The organism is Bacteroides sp. HMSC067B03 (assembly GCF_001811315.1).
Lineage (GTDB): Bacteria > Bacteroidota > Bacteroidia > Bacteroidales > Bacteroidaceae > Bacteroides > Bacteroides faecis.
On record NZ_KV804392.1, the window covers coordinates 1 to 22,649 of the forward strand.

General features: G+C 45.7%; 16 protein-coding genes and 1 pseudogene. 8 read left to right on the top strand and 9 right to left on the bottom strand.

The window, feature by feature from the left end; all coding sequences use genetic code 11:
• From HMPREF2794_RS16950 to HMPREF2794_RS16965, 4 genes and pseudogenes are all read right to left on the bottom strand, one after another.
• Positions 1 to 748: pseudogene (locus tag HMPREF2794_RS16950) on the bottom strand (hypothetical protein); the annotation flags it as partial.
• A gap of 191 nt (positions 749 to 939) precedes the next feature.
• Entirely contained in the window at positions 940 to 1,119 is a 180-nt protein-coding gene (locus tag HMPREF2794_RS16955) for a hypothetical protein (RefSeq protein ID WP_070751988.1), read from the bottom strand.
• Between the two features lie 219 nt (positions 1,120 to 1,338).
• Positions 1,339 to 1,671: a hypothetical protein gene (locus tag HMPREF2794_RS16960; RefSeq protein WP_070751990.1), complete on the bottom strand. Its 333-nt coding sequence runs from the start codon at positions 1,669 to 1,671 to the stop codon at positions 1,339 to 1,341.
• Between the two features lie 9 nt (positions 1,672 to 1,680).
• The gene (locus tag HMPREF2794_RS16965; RefSeq protein ID WP_070751992.1) at positions 1,681 to 1,923 is read right to left on the bottom strand and encodes a hypothetical protein; all 243 of its coding nucleotides are present in this window, start codon (positions 1,921 to 1,923) and stop codon (positions 1,681 to 1,683) included.
• Between the two features lie 136 nt (positions 1,924 to 2,059).
• Here HMPREF2794_RS16965 and HMPREF2794_RS16970 point away from each other — a divergent pair, with 136 nt between their 5' ends.
• Together HMPREF2794_RS16970 and HMPREF2794_RS16975 are read left to right on the top strand one after the other, a co-directional pair.
• Positions 2,060 to 2,722, top strand: a complete 663-nt coding sequence (locus HMPREF2794_RS16970; RefSeq protein WP_070751994.1) for a S24 family peptidase — start codon at positions 2,060 to 2,062, stop codon at positions 2,720 to 2,722.
• 498 nt (positions 2,723 to 3,220) lie between these two features.
• Positions 3,221 to 3,439 carry a hypothetical protein gene (locus HMPREF2794_RS16975; RefSeq protein ID WP_070751996.1) on the top strand — a complete coding sequence of 73 codons (219 nt, stop codon included), beginning with the start codon at positions 3,221 to 3,223 and terminating at the stop codon, positions 3,437 to 3,439.
• A gap of 293 nt (positions 3,440 to 3,732) precedes the next feature.
• Here the strand turns inward: HMPREF2794_RS16975 and HMPREF2794_RS16985 are convergent, their stop codons facing one another.
• The 5 genes from HMPREF2794_RS16985 to HMPREF2794_RS17005 all read right to left on the bottom strand — a co-directional run bounded on the left by HMPREF2794_RS16985 (position 3,733) and on the right by HMPREF2794_RS17005 (position 11,930).
• The gene (locus HMPREF2794_RS16985) at positions 3,733 to 5,058 is read right to left on the bottom strand and encodes an alpha-d-galacturonidase (RefSeq protein ID WP_083312113.1); all 1,326 of its coding nucleotides are present in this window, start codon (positions 5,056 to 5,058) and stop codon (positions 3,733 to 3,735) included.
• A gap of 66 nt (positions 5,059 to 5,124) precedes the next feature.
• A complete protein-coding gene (locus tag HMPREF2794_RS16990; RefSeq protein WP_055268670.1) occupies positions 5,125 to 6,093 on the bottom strand; it encodes a polysaccharide deacetylase family protein in 969 nt (322 codons plus the stop codon).
• A gap of 12 nt (positions 6,094 to 6,105) precedes the next feature.
• Complete coding sequence (locus HMPREF2794_RS16995) at positions 6,106 to 7,404, bottom strand: rhamnogalacturonidase (RefSeq protein WP_055268668.1); 1,299 nt, start codon at positions 7,402 to 7,404, stop codon at positions 6,106 to 6,108.
• A gap of 43 nt (positions 7,405 to 7,447) precedes the next feature.
• Positions 7,448 to 9,550, bottom strand: a complete 2,103-nt coding sequence (locus HMPREF2794_RS17000) for a beta-galactosidase (RefSeq protein ID WP_055268666.1) — start codon at positions 9,548 to 9,550, stop codon at positions 7,448 to 7,450.
• 22 nt (positions 9,551 to 9,572) lie between these two features.
• A complete protein-coding gene (locus HMPREF2794_RS17005; protein ID WP_070752000.1) occupies positions 9,573 to 11,930 on the bottom strand; it encodes a family 43 glycosylhydrolase in 2,358 nt (785 codons plus the stop codon).
• Between the two features lie 242 nt (positions 11,931 to 12,172).
• Between HMPREF2794_RS17005 and HMPREF2794_RS17010 the strand changes: the two genes are divergently transcribed.
• From HMPREF2794_RS17010 to HMPREF2794_RS17035, 6 genes are read left to right on the top strand one after another with little or no spacing between them, the layout of a single operon-like run.
• The gene (locus HMPREF2794_RS17010) at positions 12,173 to 15,049 is read left to right on the top strand and encodes an exo-beta-1,4-galactosidase (RefSeq protein WP_070752002.1); all 2,877 of its coding nucleotides are present in this window, start codon (positions 12,173 to 12,175) and stop codon (positions 15,047 to 15,049) included.
• 17 nt (positions 15,050 to 15,066) lie between these two features.
• Positions 15,067 to 16,305, top strand: coding sequence for a rhamnogalacturonan acetylesterase (locus tag HMPREF2794_RS17015; RefSeq protein WP_055268660.1), 1,239 nt, complete (start codon positions 15,067 to 15,069; stop codon positions 16,303 to 16,305).
• A gap of 24 nt (positions 16,306 to 16,329) precedes the next feature.
• A complete protein-coding gene (locus HMPREF2794_RS17020) occupies positions 16,330 to 17,850 on the top strand; it encodes a glycoside hydrolase family 28 protein (protein ID WP_070752004.1) in 1,521 nt (506 codons plus the stop codon).
• The gene (locus HMPREF2794_RS17025) at positions 17,801 to 18,388 is read left to right on the top strand and encodes a DUF4450 domain-containing protein (protein WP_070752006.1); all 588 of its coding nucleotides are present in this window, start codon (positions 17,801 to 17,803) and stop codon (positions 18,386 to 18,388) included. Before HMPREF2794_RS17020 ends, HMPREF2794_RS17025 begins: the two co-directional genes overlap by 50 nt.
• The gene (locus HMPREF2794_RS17030; protein ID WP_010536729.1) at positions 18,369 to 19,790 is read left to right on the top strand and encodes a rhamnogalacturonidase; all 1,422 of its coding nucleotides are present in this window, start codon (positions 18,369 to 18,371) and stop codon (positions 19,788 to 19,790) included. Before HMPREF2794_RS17025 ends, HMPREF2794_RS17030 begins: the two co-directional genes overlap by 20 nt.
• On the top strand, positions 19,790 to 22,555 hold the full coding sequence (locus HMPREF2794_RS17035; protein WP_070752008.1) for an alpha-L-rhamnosidase: 2,766 nt from the start codon (positions 19,790 to 19,792) through the stop codon (positions 22,553 to 22,555). Before HMPREF2794_RS17030 ends, HMPREF2794_RS17035 begins: the two co-directional genes overlap by 1 nt.
• Positions 22,556 to 22,649: the final 94 nt, after the last annotated feature.

A 22,649-nucleotide genomic window follows, 5' to 3' on the forward strand; every position in this document is an offset into this window, starting at 1 on the left:
GAACATTATTCAGATTGTTATGCATACTGATTAATTTATGCATCACCGCCTTTGCGTCCTCGTTCAGTACGACTGCCGCGTATTTGTTGCCATACGATTTATGGATGACACTGCGATAGCCTTCTTCCTCACTGATCCGTCGTGCCGCTTCATATTGCTCGCATTTACGTTTCAAAGCCTTCCAGTTCTTCGGCAGGTTATGAGGAAAAATATCACGCCCGTTCGGGTCTTTCAGTGTCAGAAGATCATTGCTCAACTTACAGAGCTTTTCCCAAACGTTGATGCGCGTACCACCACCGCCTATCGAGTTGGCTTTACGACCATCGCGAAGGGAGAGGAGCGCGTTCATGATGCGCACATTAAGGGTATATTCGTCAATCTTCGCGGGGGGAAGTTTCTTGTCACCATCATAGCGGTATTTCACACTGAAAAACTCGTAGGCGGCATTGCTGTAGACAATCGCATCTTCCAATATGGATTTCTGTGTTTTAGCAGCAATTTCCGCACGGGGATCACCATATATTTGGATATACCTTTTTTTAACGTCTTGTCTCATTGTCTCAAAATCTACTAATGCAGAGGAACCGGGTACACTACGTCGAAGAACTATAATATGTCTGTTTGCTTTCATCTTATCATAATTAGAACGACTAACAAAACCGCTTTTGCATCCTACTTTTCGTTGAGAATCAAAAGCAATCAGTTCATTCGCAAACACGCAAACCCGATTATTAAATATCTCAGCCATAATAATTATACTATTAACTTTAGTGCAAGTCCCGGCACTGCCCCAGGATTGTAGCTGCTTCCCCTCTTTTCACCTGTTCCCATTGAAAACCTGTCCTAACACCATTAAATAATACCATGACAAATTCAATCTGAAACCATGAGTCTGTGTTATCCCGAAATACGGGGAAGTTCCTTACTTGCATACTTGTTCTACTCTTCGTTCTTTTCCGAACGGAATTCCCTTTCAAGAATGGTCACTATCGTGAAACAAGCAATGACAAAAGCCGCCTGTATATTAGAGGCAGGCACCTCAATCCCGTCAACCAATGAAACGGTAGTTATTATCCCGACCGCTATCAACACATTCTGAATCACTCTAAATGTTTTCATACACTATATCGTTTTTCTTGTTTTACATTCATTTTTCTAAAAAGGCTATTCCTATTCATCACGAACCGGAATAGTTTTGCTACATTTGTAGCCAATATGGAAAATATTTAATTTAAATAAACCGTTATGATGTTTTTTGATGATTTGGAATCTAAACTTGCATCAGACCAAACAATATGCAAGAGTATACTCCGAGATGTAAAATGTCCTGTTCATAAGTTAAAGGCACGTATCATCTATGATTACGACAATGACTTCACTTATGCCCATATTACGAAATGCTGTTGTCCTCAATTTGCCCAAATAGTGGCGGATACGATCCGTAAAACAGAGACTATTGATGTAGTAGCAATTGACGACTGTGAATATACTCGCTGAATTGGACAACTCTCTCACTGAAACCCGGCACGTGTCACCAACCATGAATAGTTTCTTCTTGAATCTGGCATGGTTGCCGAGGCGTAGCACATTATCTGCTGTTAAGTTATCACCCATGACAATAGCTTGAAAAATGATGCGATCTATACGTTTCAGAATCTTATTCTTTTGCATTGCAGATTTTTATTTATTGTTTATTACTCTTGTTACATTTCCGTGAGAATCCAAAACTTTCACTTTTGATGGTTCATTACCTTCAGTATATTTAATTCCACCATTTTCTTGTGCCATTCTACGAATAGCTTCTGCATTCTTTCCATTTCGTTTAAAACGAAGTATTTGACTAAGATTTGCGAGAGATATTCCAAATGCTTCTGCAATCATCTTTCGTTTTTCGGTGTCTCTTAATTCAATTATTTGTTTCATACCTTTTTATTTTAGAGTAATTATTCATACATTTGAGCGCTGTTAATCTGTAACACGCTGCAATATTACAAACTTATTTGAAATTAAGCAAGTAATAGTAGTCTAAAATTTCAAACATATATGTATTTTAACGTTTATGAATAACGATATTGTATCTCGTATTAAAGAATTTATGGATTATAAATCTATGAATAGCTTAACATTAGCTAATAAATTAGGTTACAAAAGTTCTGAAAAGCTGTCTAGGCTTTTTAGGGGGGGTAACGCTAAACCTTCTTATGATATCATATACGATATTTCAAACATGTTTGATATTAATACAGACTGGCTTATAACTGGGCGTGGGTCTATGTTTGGCTCTACACTTGATATGAATGAAATGCCGACTATTAACCAAGAATATAAAGGAGCGCCATATTATAACGTGGATTTTATAGGAGGATTTGATTTAACGCCTAATGATCAAACACAATGCCCTGATTATTATATTAATTATTACCCATATAATAAGAGTGGTGTGGTGTGGTGCAATGTAACTGGACATTCTATGGAACCCAAAATAAATCATGGAGATGTAATAGCTTTAAAGGATTGTACATTAAATGATGTACAATATGGCGAAATTTATGCTGTTGTATTGGATACGATTCGTACTGTTAAGATACTTCGCAAATCACAAGACCCAAACAAGCTACGTTTTGTCCCTATTAACACCAAAGATTACGATGAGCAAGAGTTTGATAAAAGTCGTGTTGTTAAATTATATGAAGTATTGGGGAGTATAAGTAAGTTCTTTTAAAATCTGGTTAAACAGTGATCAGGGTGAAAACCACTCTATCATCTTGAGCCATCTTTATTGCCCAATTTGCTCTTAAATACACTTTTTAAATACCTCTTTTCTGGTAAAAACACGTATAAAAAACATTAAACGATTGTTTATTAGTAATTTATATAAAATAAATATAAGTCAAAAGTGTATTTTAGGGTTCAACTCAATAAAGAAATATATAATATAGGGTAAAACTCAAATTAAATAATAGGCTAAAAAGTGGGTCTGTTATGGGTCTGTTATTCACATTTTGTTTTATTTAAAGTAGGTTTGTTGTAGGTCTGTTAGTATGAAAACATCCGTTTTTAATAATAAATTAACAATTTCCAGAAGTCCGTATTTTTCATGAAAAAATATCAAGATAACACCTTATTTTCTTTGTTTATTTCGTATATTTGCAATTAGAAAAACTTCCATATAGTAACTATATAGAAGTTTTTAGTATTACAAACATCTAAAAGTAAAATCATGGCTAAAGAGACTAAGGTTATACATGTTCATCTCATTTTCAAAAAAACAAGCCGATTTTTTGGTTCTATATCAGCAATCTATTCTGAATTTACTGCTGAAGAAATAGGTATTACGGAAGAAACCCTACGTCACAAAGGATTGTCCGATGGTGTTTCCTTCGCTACTAAAAAAGCGATCATACAACAAGGAGTGCTTATTCGAAGCGTACGAAAATAGCATTTTAAGCCGCTGTAATGTATTTCTATATCTAAATTAATAAAGGCTATACACCCATCTAAATGGAGCGTATAGCCTTTATTTTAAGCCTAAAAACAGAAGCAACATACAGTCTTTCCTTCGCCTTTTCAGTCTGTCTCTCATTGTTTCCCCTATTTACAGCACAGTCCACCGGAATGAATATAGAAGCAACGGAAGCAAAATAGAAGGAACGGAACTTTTTGTTTTCTTCCCAAATATATCGCGCGACATTCGTCAATCACCTATGTACAAGCGGTTTCACGTACTTCGTCCTACATTTCGTCCATGCCACATTTTGTATTGAGCCCCGTATTCACAAACTTCTTAACCGACCCGACCTTTACATTTTTGATTTGCACATTCTTTACAGGCAGTTCAGCATTTCCTTTCAGCTCATAAACGGCGTCTGCCGACTCACAGTTTACTTTATCCATATAGATACCATCAATGCGAGTGATTCTCTTTTCGTATGTCGGCACTAAATCTTTCCACTGATAAAGTACCTCCGTATCTATTTCAAGTACCCGCTGTGCTGTACCTGCCTCTACATTTTTCATATAGATATTCTCAATAAATCCTCCTCTGCGATGATTGGTCTTCACAAAGAAAAGACGCATCACAGAATTAGGTGCCGTACAGTCGTGCATATAGATATTCCGTATACCACCGGAAATCTCACTACCGATACCCAGTAATGTGTGTCCTTTCAATATCCGGCAGTTACGGATAACTATATTCTCGCAAGGTGTATTCAACCGCCACGCATCCTGATTACGACCCGCTTTGATTACGACAGCATCGTCTCCCTGGTCAAAAGAACAATCTTCGACCAGAAAGTTACGGCTCATCTCAAAGTCAATGCCATCATTATTATGTCCATGTGCCCGTACATCCAGATTACGTACCATTCCTCCGTCGCACATATAGAGATGAATTGTCCAGAAAGGACTCTCACGTATTTTAAATCCGTCCAGCATTACATTCTTACAGCGATTGAAATGTATCAGATGCGGACGCAAATGATTTTCGCCAACAGCCATCTGACGTTCAATGACAGGCACATTGGTAGAAGCTTTTGTATACAAATCCTTCAATGCTTCCAGATGAGGTGCAGGGCGTTTAAACCATACTTTCCATGTTCCCATCTTCGGCTGCAACGTTCCTTTACCACTGATTGCCACATTTTCACATTCGAATGCATACAACAGAGGTGAATAATTATAGCACTCCAGCCCTTCCCATGAAGTCATGACTGCCGGAAGATAATCTTCCGGATTATCGGTGAAACTCAATACAGCATTTTCTTCCAAACAGAGGTTTACATTGCTTTTAAAGTGTACGGGGCCCGTCAGCCAAGTGCCTGCCGGAACAACAACACGCCCGCCGCCCGCTTTATTACATGCGTCAATAGCAGCAGCAATCGCCTGGGTATTATTTACTTCCCCACCCGGTACAGCTCCAAAATCAGTAATTTTAAAATCCTGCTCCGGATAAATAAAAATCTTGATCGGCTGCATCGGAAAAGGAGCTTTTACTTTGACAGTCTTATAGTGATCTCCTGCCACAACCATGGTAACGGACAACAGCCCGAAACACATGCTTACCATCCATCTTAAAAAGTTCTGTTTCATTATTATATCGTATTTAAATTTGTCCAATCCATTTTATTTTCGACTTTTCAAAGTCACCTTTATCACATCTCCATACGGATCGAAATCAAAAAGAACCTTGTCACCGGTAACCTGTACAGGCAATTTTCTTTTCCCTTGTTTTACAGTCACTTTCTTTATATCCTTACCGGTAATCACCATTGTCAATGGTTCTACAAAGAGTTTCTGATCCAATTTCAGTTCCGGAGTTATCAACAGGGTATTCTTTTTATTCACAACATCCAGTTTCGTTTCTTCTCTTTCTCTGATATAAGAAGCTACTTCCCGAAACGTTCCTACCCATATTTCATTCTCTCTCACTTTTACCTGATCCCAATGATCCCACAAGCGTTGAGGATTGCGAAAAGCATCATAACCATAAGTTAGGCCATGTGTCATACCTACTCCCCAGTCATTTGTTTCAATCAGGGTATTCATCCATTTTTCCAAATCCTGCAGAGTCGATTTACTTCCAATCGAACGTTGATGAGTTCTTGTTCCTACCCGATTCTGTACGGCAATCCTCCGCCCTTCCGCTTTTTTATTATTATTGGGATAGCAGAAAGTACGAGGCATTACTCCTGTATTTGCAAAGATAGCACTATCATTCTTTAAAATATCCTCTTTGATTTCTTCAATCGGGAAACGTGCGAAGTTTTTATGCGCCCAGCCGTGATTGGATATCTCATGCCCCTTATCAGACATTTCCTTAAGTTGAGGCCAAGTCATTCTTGTAGTGTCGGTTATATTCCTGTTATCTTTGTTTATATTGGAGCCGCATATCCAGAATGTTCCCCGAAAACCTCTCTTTTCCAGTTGGGGAGCAACCAGTGTATAGTGCTCCGCCAATCCATCATCAAAAGTATAGCTGATGGCACAGGCCTTGTCCTGTTTATATCTGGCAACGTATACATTCCAATCTGCCCCCGACATATAGCCGGTGCAGAACAACAAACTCAAAATAAAGAGTGAAAACTTTTTCATCGTTCTATCGTTTTATTGGTTTATCTTCACATTATTCATTGTCAATGAATGGATGATGCTCTGATCCACATTTCCTTTCTTAGCCCGTACTGTCAGATTCTCAAAATGGAAATCGGACAATTTATATTGGTTGGACTTCTTCACATTAAAGAAGACATTGCAATCGATATCAAGGTTGCGCATCGTAATATTATTGGAATAAGAAAGGGGAATATCCTTGCGGTCTTTCAAGTCGTAGAACTGTGTCCAAGGAGCTATATTCAGACAATTCTGCACATTCCCTGTGATATCTTCTACCAAAATATACTCATATTTTTGCGGTGTATCCGGGCGCATTTTAAGAGTCAGGAGAGCACGTGCCTTATCCACCTTACAACGGCGGACAATCACATTCCGACTATGAATGGATTCACTGCCACAGGTGAAGGCGCTATGACAGAATCCATAAGTACAGTCTTCAATAATAATATTATAATTTTCTCCATTATTGTCATCTTTATCCGCCCAAGGTCCTTTTCCGCCTTTTAAGGCTACTGCATCATCATTGACAGACATATAACAGTTCTTTATCAGCACATTATTACAAACATCCAGATCCACCGCATCTGTACTGGGAGCTTTTACGGGGCTGGCAGGCGAGGTAATGCGGAGATTCAATAATTTCAGGAAACTGCATTTATAGAAATGAGTGCTCCAGAAAGGAGAATCCATAATCCTGATTCCTTCAATCTGAACATTTTTACAGTTGGACATATAAATAATGCGAGGACGCATTTCTTCCATATTCGTGCAATCCGGGTTTATGGAACGGCGCAACCAGAATGACTTCCAATACCGGAGCCCGTTTCCATTCAAAGTTCCCTTTCCCGAAATAGTAAATCCATCCAGTCCGTCTGCATTTACCAAAGCCATAAAGTAGTTCAAAGTTTGTCCCTCCATACGGGTCATTTTCACCGGGAAATGACTGATGTCATCACTCCCCTTTAATACCGCATTTTCCTCCAGATATAAATGAGTATTATTCTTAAAGAAAAGCGATCCGCTTAAAAAGGTACCTTGGGGAACTACTATCACTCCACCCCCATTCTGTGCAGCCAAATCAATTACTTCCTGTATCTTCTTCGTCTGCACCACCGTACTGTCGTTCACTACCCCATAATTGGTTATACTATATTTCTTTCCTAAAGCATTCACATTCACTTCCTTGTTTTCCCTGAACCATTCAGGGATTGCCTTGCCGTCAGGAAAAACCTCCTGAGCCACCATTTGTGTACAACACAAAATCAATACCAGTCCTACAATTTGTTTCATTACCTATTTATCTTTTTATACTTATCTATTATAAATCAACACCTCACATTGAAAACACCAATACTCCTGCGGTTGGGATCTCTTCAGTTCCTACCAGCACCTTACTTACCTCCGGTACGTTGAATGTATAAGGACGGTCGGAATAATTCAGCACAATCCCCAGCCCGTTCCGGTATTCCAGCGTTACTCCATAAGGCAAATCCATCACAGGAATTTGTAGCTGTGCATATAATTTCTTCAGGATATCCTTTTCCAACGCACCATTGTGGCTGTCCACTCCGACATACGTTACAGTGCCTTTACCCAGTTTTCTGAATGTGACGGCAGGACCACCTTCATAAAATTCCCGGGTGTACGTCGCCCAGACCTGTGCATCTGAGGCGGGAATCAGAATTTCACCCCATGTATTCCACGTATATTCCTTTCCGTTCATGACGACAGTACCCGGATTCTCCGGTAGCAGCAGGTCATAAAAGTTCATTTCATTGCCGGTCAGAGGAGTAACCATAGAACCGAAAGGAGCTTCCGGTAAACGTCCATAACGGTCTTTCTGGGCCGTGCGACAGGTCAACACAAGATTACCGCCATTCTTCACGTAAGCAATCCATCGGTCTACCAATGCCTTATCAGCCAGTTGGTAAGCAGGAGCTATCACTACAGGATACTCCGTCAACTCCTTCTGTTCGGAGATAAAATCAACGGGAGCACCAAAGGACTTCAAAGTCCGGTAATACTTCTCTATATGTGCAAAAGTATCCCATGTACGGTTCTGTTTCTGCCGCTCGATACTCCAGGAATTCTCGTGGTTGAAAAGGATGGCGGTATGACGTGCCAGATAGTCAGCAGGCTTCGTTTCGCGCGGAGCATAATGTTTCCGGAGTTCCTTTATCTCTTTTATAAAGGTTTCATATTCCCTTCCGCCGGGAGTGACGCTTACCCCATCCGTTCCTACTATTCCATAATGATACTGCTCTGTACCGTACAGAGGCTGGCGATAGCGATACGTACAGATAAAATCGCTTCCACCGGCAAATACACTCCACATCCACAGACGGACAGCCCCCGGAAGCGGTTGCGGATTAATGCCACCCCAGTTCACTTGTCCCGGTTGCAACTCCATCACTCCGTACGTACCCTGTATAGGACGGAAGAAGTCATTCGCCCAGGCAATACGCAATGGATTTCCGACCCGATATCCGCGGCGTCCGATCCCCTCGTTGTCGCCATACACCATATAACGTGTATAACTCTGGAAATCGAGCGCAGGACTACCGCCGATATGTCCTTCATCATAGTTGGGGATATAGTTGGTAGTAATCCACTGGTTCTTTGCATATTTTCTGATCAGCAGGCATTGCTCATTCAGAAAATCATTGGTCTGCGCAGCGGCAAAACGACGATAATCCAGAATCTGATGATGATTCATAAACATCTGGACACGCTTAGGAAGAGTGATTTCATCAAAAGAGGAATAAGCCTCACTCCAGAAAGCCGTTCCCCATGCATCGTTCAGCAACTGAATGTCATGATTGTATTTTGTACGGAGATAGTCGCGGAAAGCAAGCTCCGCTTTCGGATTATAATCAAACTGTACGGCTGGTTCATTATCAAGCTGCCATCCCACAATACGGGAATCACTTCCGTAATGCTGTGCCAGTTTCTCAATCATCTTATACGATAATTCCCGATAGAGCGGCGAAGCAAACGAGGCATGCTGGCGGGCACCATGGTCGAGAACGGTACCATCTTCATTCTTCAACAGAATTTCAGGATATTTCCGGCTCATCCATACAGGCGGAGTAGCGGTAGAAGTACACATGATGACCTTCAGATCATATTTGGCTGCAAGAGCCACAGCTTTATCGAGCCAGGAAAAATCGTATCGTCCTTCTTCCGGCTCCAGCTGCGCCCATGCGAACTCTGCAAAGTGGGTAAACTCGAATCCCAGTTCATGCATCTTCTTGAAATCACGCTCCCACTGGCTTTCATCCCAGTGTTCGGGATAATAATAAACCCCTGTCAATGTCAGATCCTTATCATTGAACCAAGAAGAAGTTTGTGCTTTTGCAGACTGCATTCCCCCGGAAAGGGCTAAAATACCGGCACAAAAGACTGTCAGAATTTTGCTCTTCATATTCTCTGTCATTATAGTTATTACACTGTTTTAGTTATTCATAAATCTTCCATTCCCACAAGCCGGCATCTCCCCGACGGATATGGAGACGAAGATAGCGGGCTTCACCAATGGCACCGGCAATATGCGGAGACCGTGCCTGTACCTTGCCCTGTTCGGCACATGTCTGCCAATTCTTTCCATCTGCGGATTTCTCCAGCCTCCACGCATGCCCTTCTGTGGGACGGGTAAAGAAGAAATGACATTCACTTACTGTCCGTACTTCTTTCAAATCTACTGTAATAAAGGGACTGCTGTCCGTATCAGCCGCCAGCCAACGGGTTCCGTTTGATTCGTCCGCCACATGGGCAGCCTGATAAGTATGTGTACGGGTATAATTCTTCACTGAGCCTTTATCCGGCAGGGGCTGGTTGGGTTGTGTCTCTATGCTGACCGTCGAAGTACGCGGCGCTTTCTCGCTGGAAGCATAAAAGTGCGACTGCAATGCCAGATTTTTTCTCGTTTCCTGCGGAGCAGCCAAACAGCCTACTCCCCGTGCGTCCGGTACCAGCGTCCTGATGGTCCCGTCTTCATCAAATTCCATCCGGTTGGCATATACCTGCCGGGTGGTACCTCCATCTCCATATTCAAGATAGACGAAGATATATGCATCGGTTCCCTCATCATAGAACACATTGCCATGCCCCGGTCCCCAAACCTGATTCTCAGGGGCAGAGAATAAAAAGATATCATTGCCTTCCGGTTTGACAAAGCCTGTCAACGGAGACTCACGGCTCATCATGTAGGCATTGGCATAATTCTGATGGCCGCTTAAGGTATATACATAGTAGTAAATACCTTTTCGCTTGAACATCAGCGGGCCTTCGGAGTATCCCTGACGGGCAGTTTTGATACTGACCGGCTCACCCTCTATGTGCAGCTTGTCATCCGAAAGACGGGCGGCAAACCTGCGCCGCCAGAAAATATATCCCTTCCCATCCTCATCGACAAACGGTTCTCCATCGATATCCGGTACAATAGCGGGACTATCCGCTTCCGCTGTTCCGGGCACAGACAGTCCTTTTCCTTCAGCAAACCGGAAAGGGCCATCCGGACGATCAGCCACAAGCACATACGTACCCATCTTCTCGTCCGGCTTTACAAATGTCACGTACAGATAATACCTGCCGTCCTGTTCAATCACTTTTCCGGGAGCCCAATACCGGAAATATCCTTTCTTCTTTTCACCTTTGTCATTTACATATTCATATCCTTTCGCCCAGTCGAACCCCCGAATGTGGGAACCTTCAAAACTCCAGTTTACAAAATCTTTCGACTTCCACACTACCGGAGTGCCGGCACGTCCCAATCCGTAGTCCAAATCTGTCGTACCATACAAATAGTACGTATCGCCGAACTTGGAAACAGAAGGGTCTGCCAGATTATCGGGGATCAACGGATTGTAAGCCCGGTTGGCAACCAGCACCTCTACTACGGAAGCATCCACCGCAAAAGCGGTTCCGTGACGGATTCCTCTCGGAAAAGAAACCTGATCGGACACGTCTTCCCACGTTTCACCATGATCCAGCGAACGGACTGCACCGTAGCGATGATCACGATACTTATCAAAATACACATAAAGCGCATCACCGACAAAAAGAGGTGCCGGCCCTTCCGCCCAATACTTTCCCGTAATGGGGGCCGATACCTTCGTTGGAAAACCTTTGGCCAGATCTTTGGTACGTGTCACACGCAGGTTTTTCTCCGGAGGATTGGAGTTCTCATTCTTAACGACCATGATCAGGTCTCCCTCTTTCGGGTCTTTCACGATAGCCGCATCAATAACACTAAAATCCGGATTGAAAAACATCTTTGTCTTTGAGAAAGTGCGGAAATCCTTCGTAGTGACATAGTACATGCGATGGTTCAGTCCCTTCTCACTTTCGCTGGTGGGCACTTCTTTGTGACGTCCGGGGATAGTAGTCGCCCAAAAGATATAATACGTTTCCGAAGCTTCGTCATAAAAGACTTCCGGTGCCCAACAATTATGGGCCTTCGGTTCATGCATCATCACCGGAATAGCTTGTTGTTCGCTCCAATGAATCAAGTCACGGGAAGAGGCATATCCGATAATCCGGTCCGTCCAGCTGGAAGTCCAGACCATGTGAAATATTCCGTCGGGAGCTTGGCATATACTGGGGTCACGCATTAATTTATCTTTACCAACAGCCGGAGTCAGAAAAGAGCGTCCGCCGTTCAAAGGAGTCCAGTTCAGTCCATCATAACTGTAGGCAAGATGCAGACCGTCCTTACTGTCATTGATAAAATAAGAAAAGAGATAAGCAGTCTCACCTGCCGAGATTGTCATTACTGACCAGAGAGTTAAAGCCATCCAGGCAAATACTTTTTTCATGGTTCACCTTAAGATTAAAAAGTTTACTTCGCAAAGATATGGCATCCATCAGAAAATCAGAAATTAATGATAATGGAGATATTATCACATTCATGTAGTTTCGTACACCAACCGCCAGAAAAGCCATTTTTAGCACAATATTCTATGTATCTGTACATCTTTCTATTTTATTGATTCTCCAAAACCCCTACTTTAGCACCAGATTTTAAAACATAGTGAGAAACATATCAATCCTACATATCATGAAACAACTTTTAGTAAGTATTGCCATTGTATTCGCCTCTGTACTGACTGTAGGAGGGCAAAACTCTTCTTTCAGCCTATCCGGGACATGGGATTTCCAGATTGACCGGCAAGATGCGGGTGTGAAAGAACAATGGTTCAATAAATCGCTCGACGAATCTATCAACCTGCCCGGTTCCATGCCCGAAAAACTGAAAGGGAACAACGTAACCGCACGCACCAAATGGACAGGAAGTTTATATGACAGTTCTTACTATTTCAATCCTTACATGGAGAAATACCGGATAGAAGGGCAAGTCAAATTACCTTTCTTCCTGACTCCCGACAAACACTATGTAGGTGTCGCCTGGTATCAAAAGAAAGTGACAATTCCATCCGACTGGAAAGGGGAGCGAATCATTCTTTTCCTGGAGCGTCCGCATATCGAAACGACCGTATGGGTAAACTCTAAGAAGATGGGTATGCAGAACAGTCTTTGTGTTCCTCATGTATACGACCTGACTTCGGCAGTCACTCCCGGCAAACCTTGCCGGATCACTATCCGGATCGATAACCGAATTAAAGAAATCAATGTCGGTCCGGACTCACATAGCATCACCGACCAGACACAGGGCAACTGGAACGGTATCGTAGGCAAAATCGAACTGCAAACAACACCTAAAGTCTATTTCGATGACATACAGGTATATCCCGATCTGAGCAACCGGAAAGCGCTGGTACGTATGAATGTGAAATCCTCTTCCGCTGCCAAAGGAGAAATAACGCTTTCTGCCGAAAGCTTCAATACAGATACCCGGCATAAGGTAGCCCCTGTTCAACAGACATTCCGTATCCAGTCAGGAGACAATCGGGTAGAAATGGAACTTCCGATGGGAAAAGACTTCCTGACATGGGATGAATTCAACCCGGCACTCTACAAGCTGACGGCTACACTGAGCAGCGGCAAGCAGTCTGAAAGGAAGCAAGTGCAGTTCGGCATGCGTGATTTTAAGATAGAAGGAAAATGGTTCTACGTCAACGGACGGAAGACAATGCTCCGCGGTACAGTGGAAAACTGTGATTTCCCGCTTACAGGCTATGCGCCGATGGATGTGGCTTCATGGGAACGGGTTTTCCGCATCTGCCGCAGCTACGGACTGAACCACATGCGCTTCCACTCTTTCTGTCCGCCGGAAGCAGCTTTCATTGCTGCCGATCTGGTCGGTTTCTACCTGCAACCCGAAGGTCCCAGCTGGCCCAATCATGGTCCGAGACTGGGCAACGGACAGCCTATCGACAAGTATCTGATGGACGAAACGATCGCTTTGACTAAGGAATACGGAAATTACGCTTCTTATTGCATGCTGGCGTGTGGCAACGAACCTTCCGGTCGTTGGGTACCCTGGGTAAGCAAATTCGTCGATTACTGGAAAGCAACCGATCCCCGCCACGTATATACAGGAGCCTCTGTGGGAGGCAGCTGGCAATGGCAACCTCACAATCAATATCATGTGAAAGCCGGAGCACGCGGTCTCAGCTGGGCCGGCTCGCAACCGGAAAGCATGTCCGACTACCGTGCCAAAATCGATTCCGTGAAGCAACCGTATGTATCTCATGAGACCGGACAATGGTGCGCATTCCCGAATTTCAGCGAGATACGCAAATATACCGGAGTAAACAAGGCCAAGAACTTTGAAATCTTCCGGGATATCCTGAATGACAATCACATGGGCAGCATGGGACACGACTTCATGATGGCTTCGGGCAAACTTCAGGCAATCTGCTACAAACACGAGATTGAAAAGACACTGCGTACACCCGATTATGCAGGATTCCAACTGCTGGCACTGAATGACTATTCCGGTCAGGGAACTGCATTGGTAGGTCTTCTGGATGTCTTCTTTGAAGAAAAAGGCTATATCAACGCAGATGAGTTCAGACGCTTCTGCAGTCCGACCGTCCCATTGGCACGCATTCCCAAATTCGTGTATACCAACGATGAGACTTTCCATGCCGATATCGAAGTGTCGCACTTCGGGGCAGCCCCCTTGCAGGGAGCCAAAACCGTGTACAGCATCAAAGATGAATATGGCAAAGTATACGCTCACGGAACAGTAGGTACTCAGGACATACCTGTCGGAAATCTTTGCCAGCTGGGAAGTGTAGATATGAAACTGAACGGCATCACTACACCGCAGAAATTGAATATGGAGATTCGTATTGAAGGCAGCAACGCTATCAACGACTGGGACTTCTGGGTATATCCTGCACAGGTAGAACTGACTCAGGGGAATGTATATACTACCGACACACTGGATGCGAAGGCCATCTCCATTCTGAAAGAAGGAGGAAACGTACTGATTACGGCAGCCGGAAAAATCCAGTACGGCAAGGAAGTGAAACAATACTTCACCCCTGTCTTTTGGAACACTTCCTGGTTCAAGATGCGTCCACCCCACACCACGGGCATCTTCCTCAACGAATATCATCCGCTTTTCCGTGAATTCCCGACAGAATATCACAGTAACCTGCAATGGTGGGAACTGCTGAACAAAGCACAAGTGATGCAGTTCACCGGTTTCCCGGCAGACTTCCAGCCGACTATTCAGAGCATAGACACCTGGTTTATCAACCGGAAAATCGGAATGTTGTTCGAAGCCAACGTACTGAACGGCAAAGTGCTGATGACCAGCATGGACATCACTTCAAAACCGGAAAAACGAGTAGTTGCACGCCAGATGCATAAAGCAATTCTGGACTACATGAATTCCGACGCTTTCCGCCCGACAGCGAACATTGCTCCGGAACTGATTCAGGAACTATTCACCAAAGTAGCAGGAGACGTGAAATCTTACACCAAAGATTCGCCCGACGAACTAAAACCGAATATTAATTAAACTTATTGATTACTGATATGAAAACAATCTTCGCAGGGCTTCTGCTCCTGATGGCAACGTCTATCGGTGCTCAGGAACAAGCCCGGACATTTCAACTGGCAGACGCTCCCCGCTACAGCGAGGAAACAGGATATGGATATGACCTCGCAGCTACGCCCGAAAAAGGAAGCAAAGCTCCTTTCTTCTTCTCGGTCCGTGTGCCGGACGGCAACTACAAAGTAACCGTACGTCTCGGAAGCAAGAAGCAGGCAGGCGTAACCACTGTACGAGGTGAATCACGACGTTTATTTGTCGAGAATCTACCCACCCGGAAAGGTCAGTTTACAGACGAAACATTTGTCATCAACAAGCGGAATCCACGCATTTCCGACAAAGAATCGGTACACATCAAGCCGCGTGAAAAGACCAAACTGAACTGGGACGACAAGCTGACACTGGAGTTCAACGGTGACGCTCCCGTATGCCAAAGCATCAGCATTGAACCTGCCGACCCGTCTGTGATTACCGTATTCCTATGCGGCAACAGTACGGTGGTCGATCAGGACAACGAACCGTGGGCAAGCTGGGGACAAATGATTCCTCACTTCTTCGGCACCGACGTCTGCATAGCCAATTATGCCGAATCCGGCGAATCGGCGAATACCTTTATCGGAGCCAAACGGCTGGCAAAAGCGTTAAGCCAGATCAAAAAGGGAGATTATCTTTTTATGGAGTTCGGCCACAACGACCAGAAGCAGAAAGGACCGGGCAAAGGAGCTTACTACTCCTTCATGACCAGCCTGAAAACATTTATCGATGAGGCACGTGCCCGCGGAGCGCATCCTGTACTCGTCACTCCTACCCAGCGCCGCAGTTTCGATACGAACGGGCACATCCGCGATACTCATGAAGATTATCCGGAAGCCATACGCTGGCTGGCAGCCAAAGAAAATGTTCCATTGATCGATCTCAATGAAATGACGCGCACTCTGTATGAAGCACTGGGACCGGACACTTCCAAACGTGCTTTCGTCCACTATCCGGCAGGCACTTATCCGGGGCAGACCAAGGATATCGCCGACAATACGCATTTCAATCCTTACGGTGCTTATCAGATAGCCAAATGCGTCATCGAAGGAATGAAGAAAGCCGTACCCGAACTGGCGAAGCATCTCAAAATAGACCCGGCATATGATCCCGCACATCCGGACGACGTGAATGCGTTCCACTGGAATGAATCACCTTTCACGGAAATAGAGAAACCGGACGGCAATTAAAAGAATCCTATATTAAAGAACTATATGAGAATCAAAAACATCCTTCCCCTACTGCTGGCAGGCTCGTTTATGGTAGCGTGCACCCCGGCAAAACAAGCCGGAAACAGCTTCGAATGGGGACAGGTACCTCAGCAACCAGACTTGTCGTGGGCAGACAGCGTAGGTAGTCGCCAACTTCCCGGAGACAAGATGATTATATCCGCCAATTCTTTTGGCGCAGTAGCAGACAGCACTGTACTCAGCACGGAAGCCATTCAGAAGGCAATCGACAGTTGCGCTGTCTCCGGCGGAGGAACTGTAACCCTGCAACCGGGGTATTACCAGACAGGCGCCTTGTTTGTGAAAAGCGGTGTCAACTTGCAGATCGGCAAAGGGGTGACTCTGCTTGCCAGTCCCGACATCCACCATTATCCCGAATTCCGTTCGCGCATAGCAGGAATAGAGATGACATGGCCGGCAGCAGTAATCAACATTGTTGACGAGAAAAACGCTGCCGTCAGCGGAGAAGGTACGCTGGACTGCCGGGGAAAGGTTTTCTGGGACAAATACTGGGAAATGAGGAAAGAATATGTGGCCAAAGGGCTCCGCTGGATTGTGGACTACGACTGCAAACGGGTACGGGGTATCCTCGTCGAACGCAGTTCGGACATCACACTGAGCGGTTTCACTCTGATGCGTACAGGATTCTGGGGATGTCAGATTCTTTATTCCGACTATTGCACCATAGACGGATTGACGATCAACAATAACATCGGCGGTCACGGCCCGAGCACGGACGGCATCGACATCGACTCCTCCTGCAGCATTCTGATCGAAAACTGTGACGTGGACTGCAACGACGACAATATCTGTATCAAATCGGGAAGGGACGCAGACGGACTGCGCGTGAACCGTCCGACTGAGAATGTAGTAGTGCGTAACTGTACCGCCCGCAAAGGAGCAGGACTTATCACCTGCGGCAGCGAAACTTCGGGCAGCATCCGCAATATATTGGGCTATGACCTCAAAGCGGTCGGCACATCGACCGTACTGCGGTTAAAAAGTGCCATGAACCGTGGAGGAACCATAGAAAACATCTACATGACCCGCGTCAGCGCGGAAAATATCAGTCAGGTACTGGCGGCAGACTTAAACTGGAATCCGAGTTATAGCTACAGCACCTTGCCTAAAGAATATGAAGGCAAAGAAATTCCGGAGCACTGGAAAGTGATGCTGACTCCGGTAGAACCGCCCGAAAAAGGATATCCGCGTTTCCGCAATGTATATCTGTCGCAGGTAAAAGCGGAAAATGTAGATGAATTTATCTCTGCTTCCGGCTGGAATGATACGTTACGTCTGGAAAACTTCTATCTTTACGGCATCGAAGCGCAGACCAATAAACCGGGAAAAATCTGCTATACGAGAAACTTTAATTTATCGGGAATCACATTGGACGTCAAAGACAGGGATGCCATCGAATTAAAGGAAAACGAACAAAGTAATATCCACTTCGACTATGTTAAAACAACTACTGACCGCCGTACTGCTGGCAATCTGCCTCATTAGCGTACAAGCGCAGCCATTGACTCCTCCCGCCGGAACCTTCCGTCTGGGAATTTCGAAAGGAGCGGACAGTCATTGGCTGGCTCCTCAGGAAAAAGTAAAAGGAATCGTTTTCCTGTGGAAAGCCTTGCCGGATACCCGTGGCTTTATCCTCGAAGTAACAGTCGCTTCCTTACAGCAGGCCGACACCTTATTCTGGAGTTTCGGAGACTGCCGTCCGGACATGGATATCAATGTATTCAGTGTAGAAGGACAAGCCTTCACCTGCTACTACGGTGAAAGTATGAAACTCCGTACCTTGCAGGCCGTCACTCCCACTGACGACATCCGTCTAAGCAACGGTCATCAGGACAAGACCCCTTTGCAGCTCTACGAATCAGGAAAACGAACAGACCGCCCTGTTCTTGCAGGTCGCTGTCCGCTCACAGCAAACGGGAAGCTTTATTTCTGTTTCTACGAGCAAAACGCCCAAGCGGATTATAATTATTTCATGTTGCCGGAGCTTTTTAATAAAATGAAGAATGAACTCAAAACCAAATAAGAAAAGAATATATCTATTACTCACTCTGCTGGCCAGTTGCCTGTATTTGCAGGCAGCAACCTACAACGTCAGAGACTTCGGAGCAAAAGCGGACGGAAAGACTATTGACTCTCCCGCCATCAACCGTGCCATCGAAGCCGCGGCACAAGACGGCGGAGGCACCATATATCTTCCTGCCGGAGAATATGCCTGTTATTCCATCCGGCTGAAAAGCAACATCCATCTCTATCTGGAACAGGGCGCACGCATCATCGCCGCTTTCCCGGGCAAGGAGGAAGGATATGACCTGGCAGAGCCCAACGAGCATAATAAATATCAGGACTTCGGACACAGTCACTGGAAGAACTCGCTCATCTGGGGAATCGGTCTGGAAAATATCACCATCAGCGGTCCGGGACTGATCTATGGCAAGGGACTGACCCGTGAAGAAAGCCGTCTGCCGGGAGTAGGCAACAAAGCTATCAGCCTCAAAGACTGCCGGAATGTCACGCTGAAAGATTTCTCCATGCTCCATTGCGGACACTTCGCCCTGCTAGCCACCGGTGTGGAACATCTCACCCTGCTGAACCTGAAAGTAGATACCAACCGCGATGGATTCGATATCGACTGCTGCCGCAACGTACGCATCAGCCAATGCACGGTCAATTCTCCGTGGGATGATGCCATTGTTCTGAAAGCCTCTTATGCATTAGGACGTTTCAAAGATACGGAAAACGTAACGATCAGCGATTGCTACGTCAGCGGATTCGACAAAGGAAGTGTACTGGACGGAAGCTGGCAACTCGACGAACCACAGGCACCCGACCACGGATACCGCACCGGACGTATCAAGCTCGGAACGGAAAGCAGCGGAGGATTCCGCAACATCGCCATCACCAACTGTATATTCGAACATTGCCGGGGACTGGCACTCGAAAGCGTGGACGGCGGTCATCTGGAAGACATCGTTATCAGCAATATTACCATGAGGAATATCGTGAACGCTCCTGTCTTCCTCCGGCTTGGCGCGCGAATGCGTAGCCCCGAAGGTACTCCCGCAGGAAGCATGAAACGCATTCTTATCAGCGACATCAACGTATGGAATGCCGACAGCCGTTATGCTTCTATCATCAGCGGCGTGCCCGGAACCTATATCGAGGACGTGACTTTCCGCAACATTCATCTATATTATAAAGGTGGATATAGCGCGGAAGACGGCAAACGTGTTCCGCCCGAACAGGAGAAAGTATATCCCGAACCCTGGATGTTCGGCACGATTCCCGCCAAAGGATTTTATATCCGCCACGCAAAGAACATAACTTTCGACGGCATCCGCTTCCACTTTGAACAGCCGGACGGACGTCCGCTCTTCGTGACTGACGACGTAGAAAACATTGAATACTATCATACACCCACAGAATAATGAATAAAAAACAACTGATATTCCTCTGCATGCTCGCAGCAGGCGGAAGTGTACAAGCACAACAGTGGCCGGATGCTCCGGCAGAAGCCCGCCCCGGCACCAGATGGTGGTGGCTGGGAAGCGCTGTCGACGAGAAGAACCTGACTTACAATCTCGAAGAATACGCCCGTGCCGGCATGGGCGCCGTAGAAATCACTCCCATTTATGGAGTGCAGGGCAATGACGCCAACGATATTCAGTTTCTTTCTCCCCGATGGATGGAAGTGCTCAAACATACACAAGCGGAAGGAAAGCGCACCGGCATCGAGATCGACATGAATACCGGAACAGGATGGCCCTTCGGAGGACCGGAAGTCAGCATCGAAGAGGCAGCCAGCAAAGCTATCTTCCAGACGTATGAGATAGAGGGAGGCCAGGAAATCGTACAGGACATCAATGTAGCTGACAAGAAACAGCAACCTTATTCGGTATTGAGCCGCGTGATGGCCTATGACGGAAACGGGCGGTGCATCAATCTGACTTCCCATGTCAGGAAAGACAAACTGGAATGGAAAGCTCCCGCCGGAAAATGGAAAGTGATAGCCCTTTATAACGGCAAGACACGGCAGAAGGTTAAACGTGCCGCTCCCGGAGGAGAAGGATACGTGATGAACCATCTTTCCAAAAGTGCGGTCAAAAGCTATCTTTCCCGGTTCGACCGCGCTTTCAAAAGCAGCAAGACGAGTTATCCGCATACATTCTTCAACGACTCCTACGAGGTATATCAGGCAGACTGGACAGAAGATTTTCTGGATCAGTTCGCCCGCAGGAGAGGATATAAGCTGGAAGAACACTTTCCGGAGTTCCTGGACGAAAGCCGTCCGGAAGTCAGCCGCCGCATCATATCCGATTACCGGGAAACGATTTCCGATTTACTGCTGGAAAACTTTACCCGTCAATGGACGGACTGGGCACACAAGAACGGAAGCATCACCCGCAATCAGGCACACGGATCGCCTGCCAACCTGATTGATGTTTACGCAGCCGTAGACATTCCCGAATGTGAAGGATTCGGTCTGTCTCAATTCCATATCAAAGGATTACGCCGGGATTCACTGACCAAGAAGAATGATTCGGATCTGTCGATGTTGAAATATGCCTCTTCTGCTGCCCATATTGCTGGAAAGCCCTATACTTCTACCGAGACATTTACATGGCTGACGGAGCATTTCCGCACTTCCTTGTCGCAATGCAAACCGGATATGGACCTGATGTTCGTTTCCGGCATCAATCATATGTTCTTTCACGGAACTCCCTATTCGCCCCAAGAAGCCGAATGGCCGGGATGGCTGTTTTACGCCTCTATCAATATGAGCCCGACCAACAGTATCTGGCACGACGCTCCTTCTTTCTTCGATTATATCACCCGTTGCCAGAGTTTCCTGCAAATGGGTAAACCGGATAATGACTTCCTTATCTATCTGCCCGTCTATGATATGTGGGAGGAGCAGCCGGGACGTTTGCTGCTATTCAGCATTCATCACATGGACAAACTCGCCCCCAAATTTATAAATGCCATCCACCGCATCAACAACAGCGGATATGACGGAGATTATATCTCTGACAACTTCATCCGCAGCACCCGTTTCAAAGACGGCCAGTTAGTCACTTCCGGCGGAACCGGCTACAAAGCACTGGTTGTGCCCGCCGCCCACTTAATGCCGAATGACGTTCTGGCTCATCTGCTGAAACTGGCGCAACAAGGAGCTACCATCGTATTCCTCGAAAACTACCCGACAGACGTGCCGGGATACGGTCAGCTGGAACAGAAGCGCAAGACTTATCAACAAACGCTGCAAAAGCTGCCTTCCGTATCATTCTCCGAAACAACGGTCACCCCGGTGGGAAAAGGCAAGATCATTACAGGAACGGACTATGCACGCACTTTGGCGAGTTGCAATATTCCGCAGGAAGAAATGAAAACCAGGTTCGGACTGCAAGCTATCCGAAGGGTGAACGATAACGGCCACCATTATTTCATCTCTTCCCTCCAAGATAAAGGAGTGGATGATTGGGTGACACTGGGAACAAAAGCCGAAGCCGCTGCCCTCTTCAATCCCATGACAGGCGAATGCGGAGAAGCACGTATACGCCAGACCGGAGATCAGACACAAGTCTACCTCCAGTTGAAATCCGGTGAATCGGTGATTTTGCAGACTTATCAACAGCCGTTGACAGGCGCCAAGTCATGGAAATACATTCAGGAACAACCGTTCAGCCTCAGCCTGAATCATGGCTGGAAACTGCATTTTGCCGAAAGCCAGCCGGAAATAAAAGGTACATTCAACATCGACCGCCCTTGTTCGTGGACGGCCATTGACCATCCGGCAGCCAAAACCAATATGGGAACCGGTGTTTATTCATTGGACATCGAATTGCCTGCCTTGCAAGCTGACGACTGGGTGCTCGACTTAGGAGATGTCCGCGAAAGTGCCCGTGTCCGGATCAACGGACAGGAAGCAGGCTGCGCATGGGCAGTACCTTATCAGCTAAGGGTAGGCCATCTGCTGAAATCAGGAAAAAACCACATCGAGATAGAAGTCACCAACCTTCCTGCCAACCGAATAGCCGAACTGGACAGGCAGAGAGTGCAGTGGCGCAAATTCAAGGAGATCAATATCGTCGATCTGAACTATCGTCCGGCTAACTACGGTCATTGGGCTCCCATGCCTTCGGGACTAAATAGTGAAGTCCGGCTGATTCCGGTAGATTATTTATCTTTTTAGACACACTGAAGTTATTATCTAAATCTACTCTCAATTCAAGATAAGGCAATATACCTTGATGGGGCTGTGTCAAAACTAAGGCACAGCCCCTTCT

Coding starts and splice junctions, on each gene's coding strand:
- HMPREF2794_RS16955 (WP_070751988.1), bottom strand. CDS start 1,119: ATGAAAACATTTAGAGTGATTCAGAATGTGTTGATAGCGGTCGGGATA.
- HMPREF2794_RS16960 (WP_070751990.1), bottom strand. CDS start 1,671: ATGCAAAAGAATAAGATTCTGAAACGTATAGATCGCATCATTTTTCAA.
- HMPREF2794_RS16965 (WP_070751992.1), bottom strand. CDS start 1,923: ATGAAACAAATAATTGAATTAAGAGACACCGAAAAACGAAAGATGATT.
- HMPREF2794_RS16970 (WP_070751994.1), top strand. CDS start 2,060: ATGAATAACGATATTGTATCTCGTATTAAAGAATTTATGGATTATAAA.
- HMPREF2794_RS16975 (WP_070751996.1), top strand. CDS start 3,221: ATGGCTAAAGAGACTAAGGTTATACATGTTCATCTCATTTTCAAAAAA.
- HMPREF2794_RS16985 (WP_083312113.1), bottom strand. CDS start 5,058: ATGTGTTTCGGGCTGTTGTCCGTTACCATGGTTGTGGCAGGAGATCAC.
- HMPREF2794_RS16990 (WP_055268670.1), bottom strand. CDS start 6,093: ATGAAAAAGTTTTCACTCTTTATTTTGAGTTTGTTGTTCTGCACCGGC.
- HMPREF2794_RS16995 (WP_055268668.1), bottom strand. CDS start 7,404: ATGAAACAAATTGTAGGACTGGTATTGATTTTGTGTTGTACACAAATG.
- HMPREF2794_RS17000 (WP_055268666.1), bottom strand. CDS start 9,550: ATGACAGAGAATATGAAGAGCAAAATTCTGACAGTCTTTTGTGCCGGT.
- HMPREF2794_RS17005 (WP_070752000.1), bottom strand. CDS start 11,930: ATGAAAAAAGTATTTGCCTGGATGGCTTTAACTCTCTGGTCAGTAATG.
- HMPREF2794_RS17010 (WP_070752002.1), top strand. CDS start 12,173: ATGAAACAACTTTTAGTAAGTATTGCCATTGTATTCGCCTCTGTACTG.
- HMPREF2794_RS17015 (WP_055268660.1), top strand. CDS start 15,067: ATGAAAACAATCTTCGCAGGGCTTCTGCTCCTGATGGCAACGTCTATC.
- HMPREF2794_RS17020 (WP_070752004.1), top strand. CDS start 16,330: ATGAGAATCAAAAACATCCTTCCCCTACTGCTGGCAGGCTCGTTTATG.
- HMPREF2794_RS17025 (WP_070752006.1), top strand. CDS start 17,801: ATGTTAAAACAACTACTGACCGCCGTACTGCTGGCAATCTGCCTCATT.
- HMPREF2794_RS17030 (WP_010536729.1), top strand. CDS start 18,369: ATGAACTCAAAACCAAATAAGAAAAGAATATATCTATTACTCACTCTG.
- HMPREF2794_RS17035 (WP_070752008.1), top strand. CDS start 19,790: ATGAATAAAAAACAACTGATATTCCTCTGCATGCTCGCAGCAGGCGGA.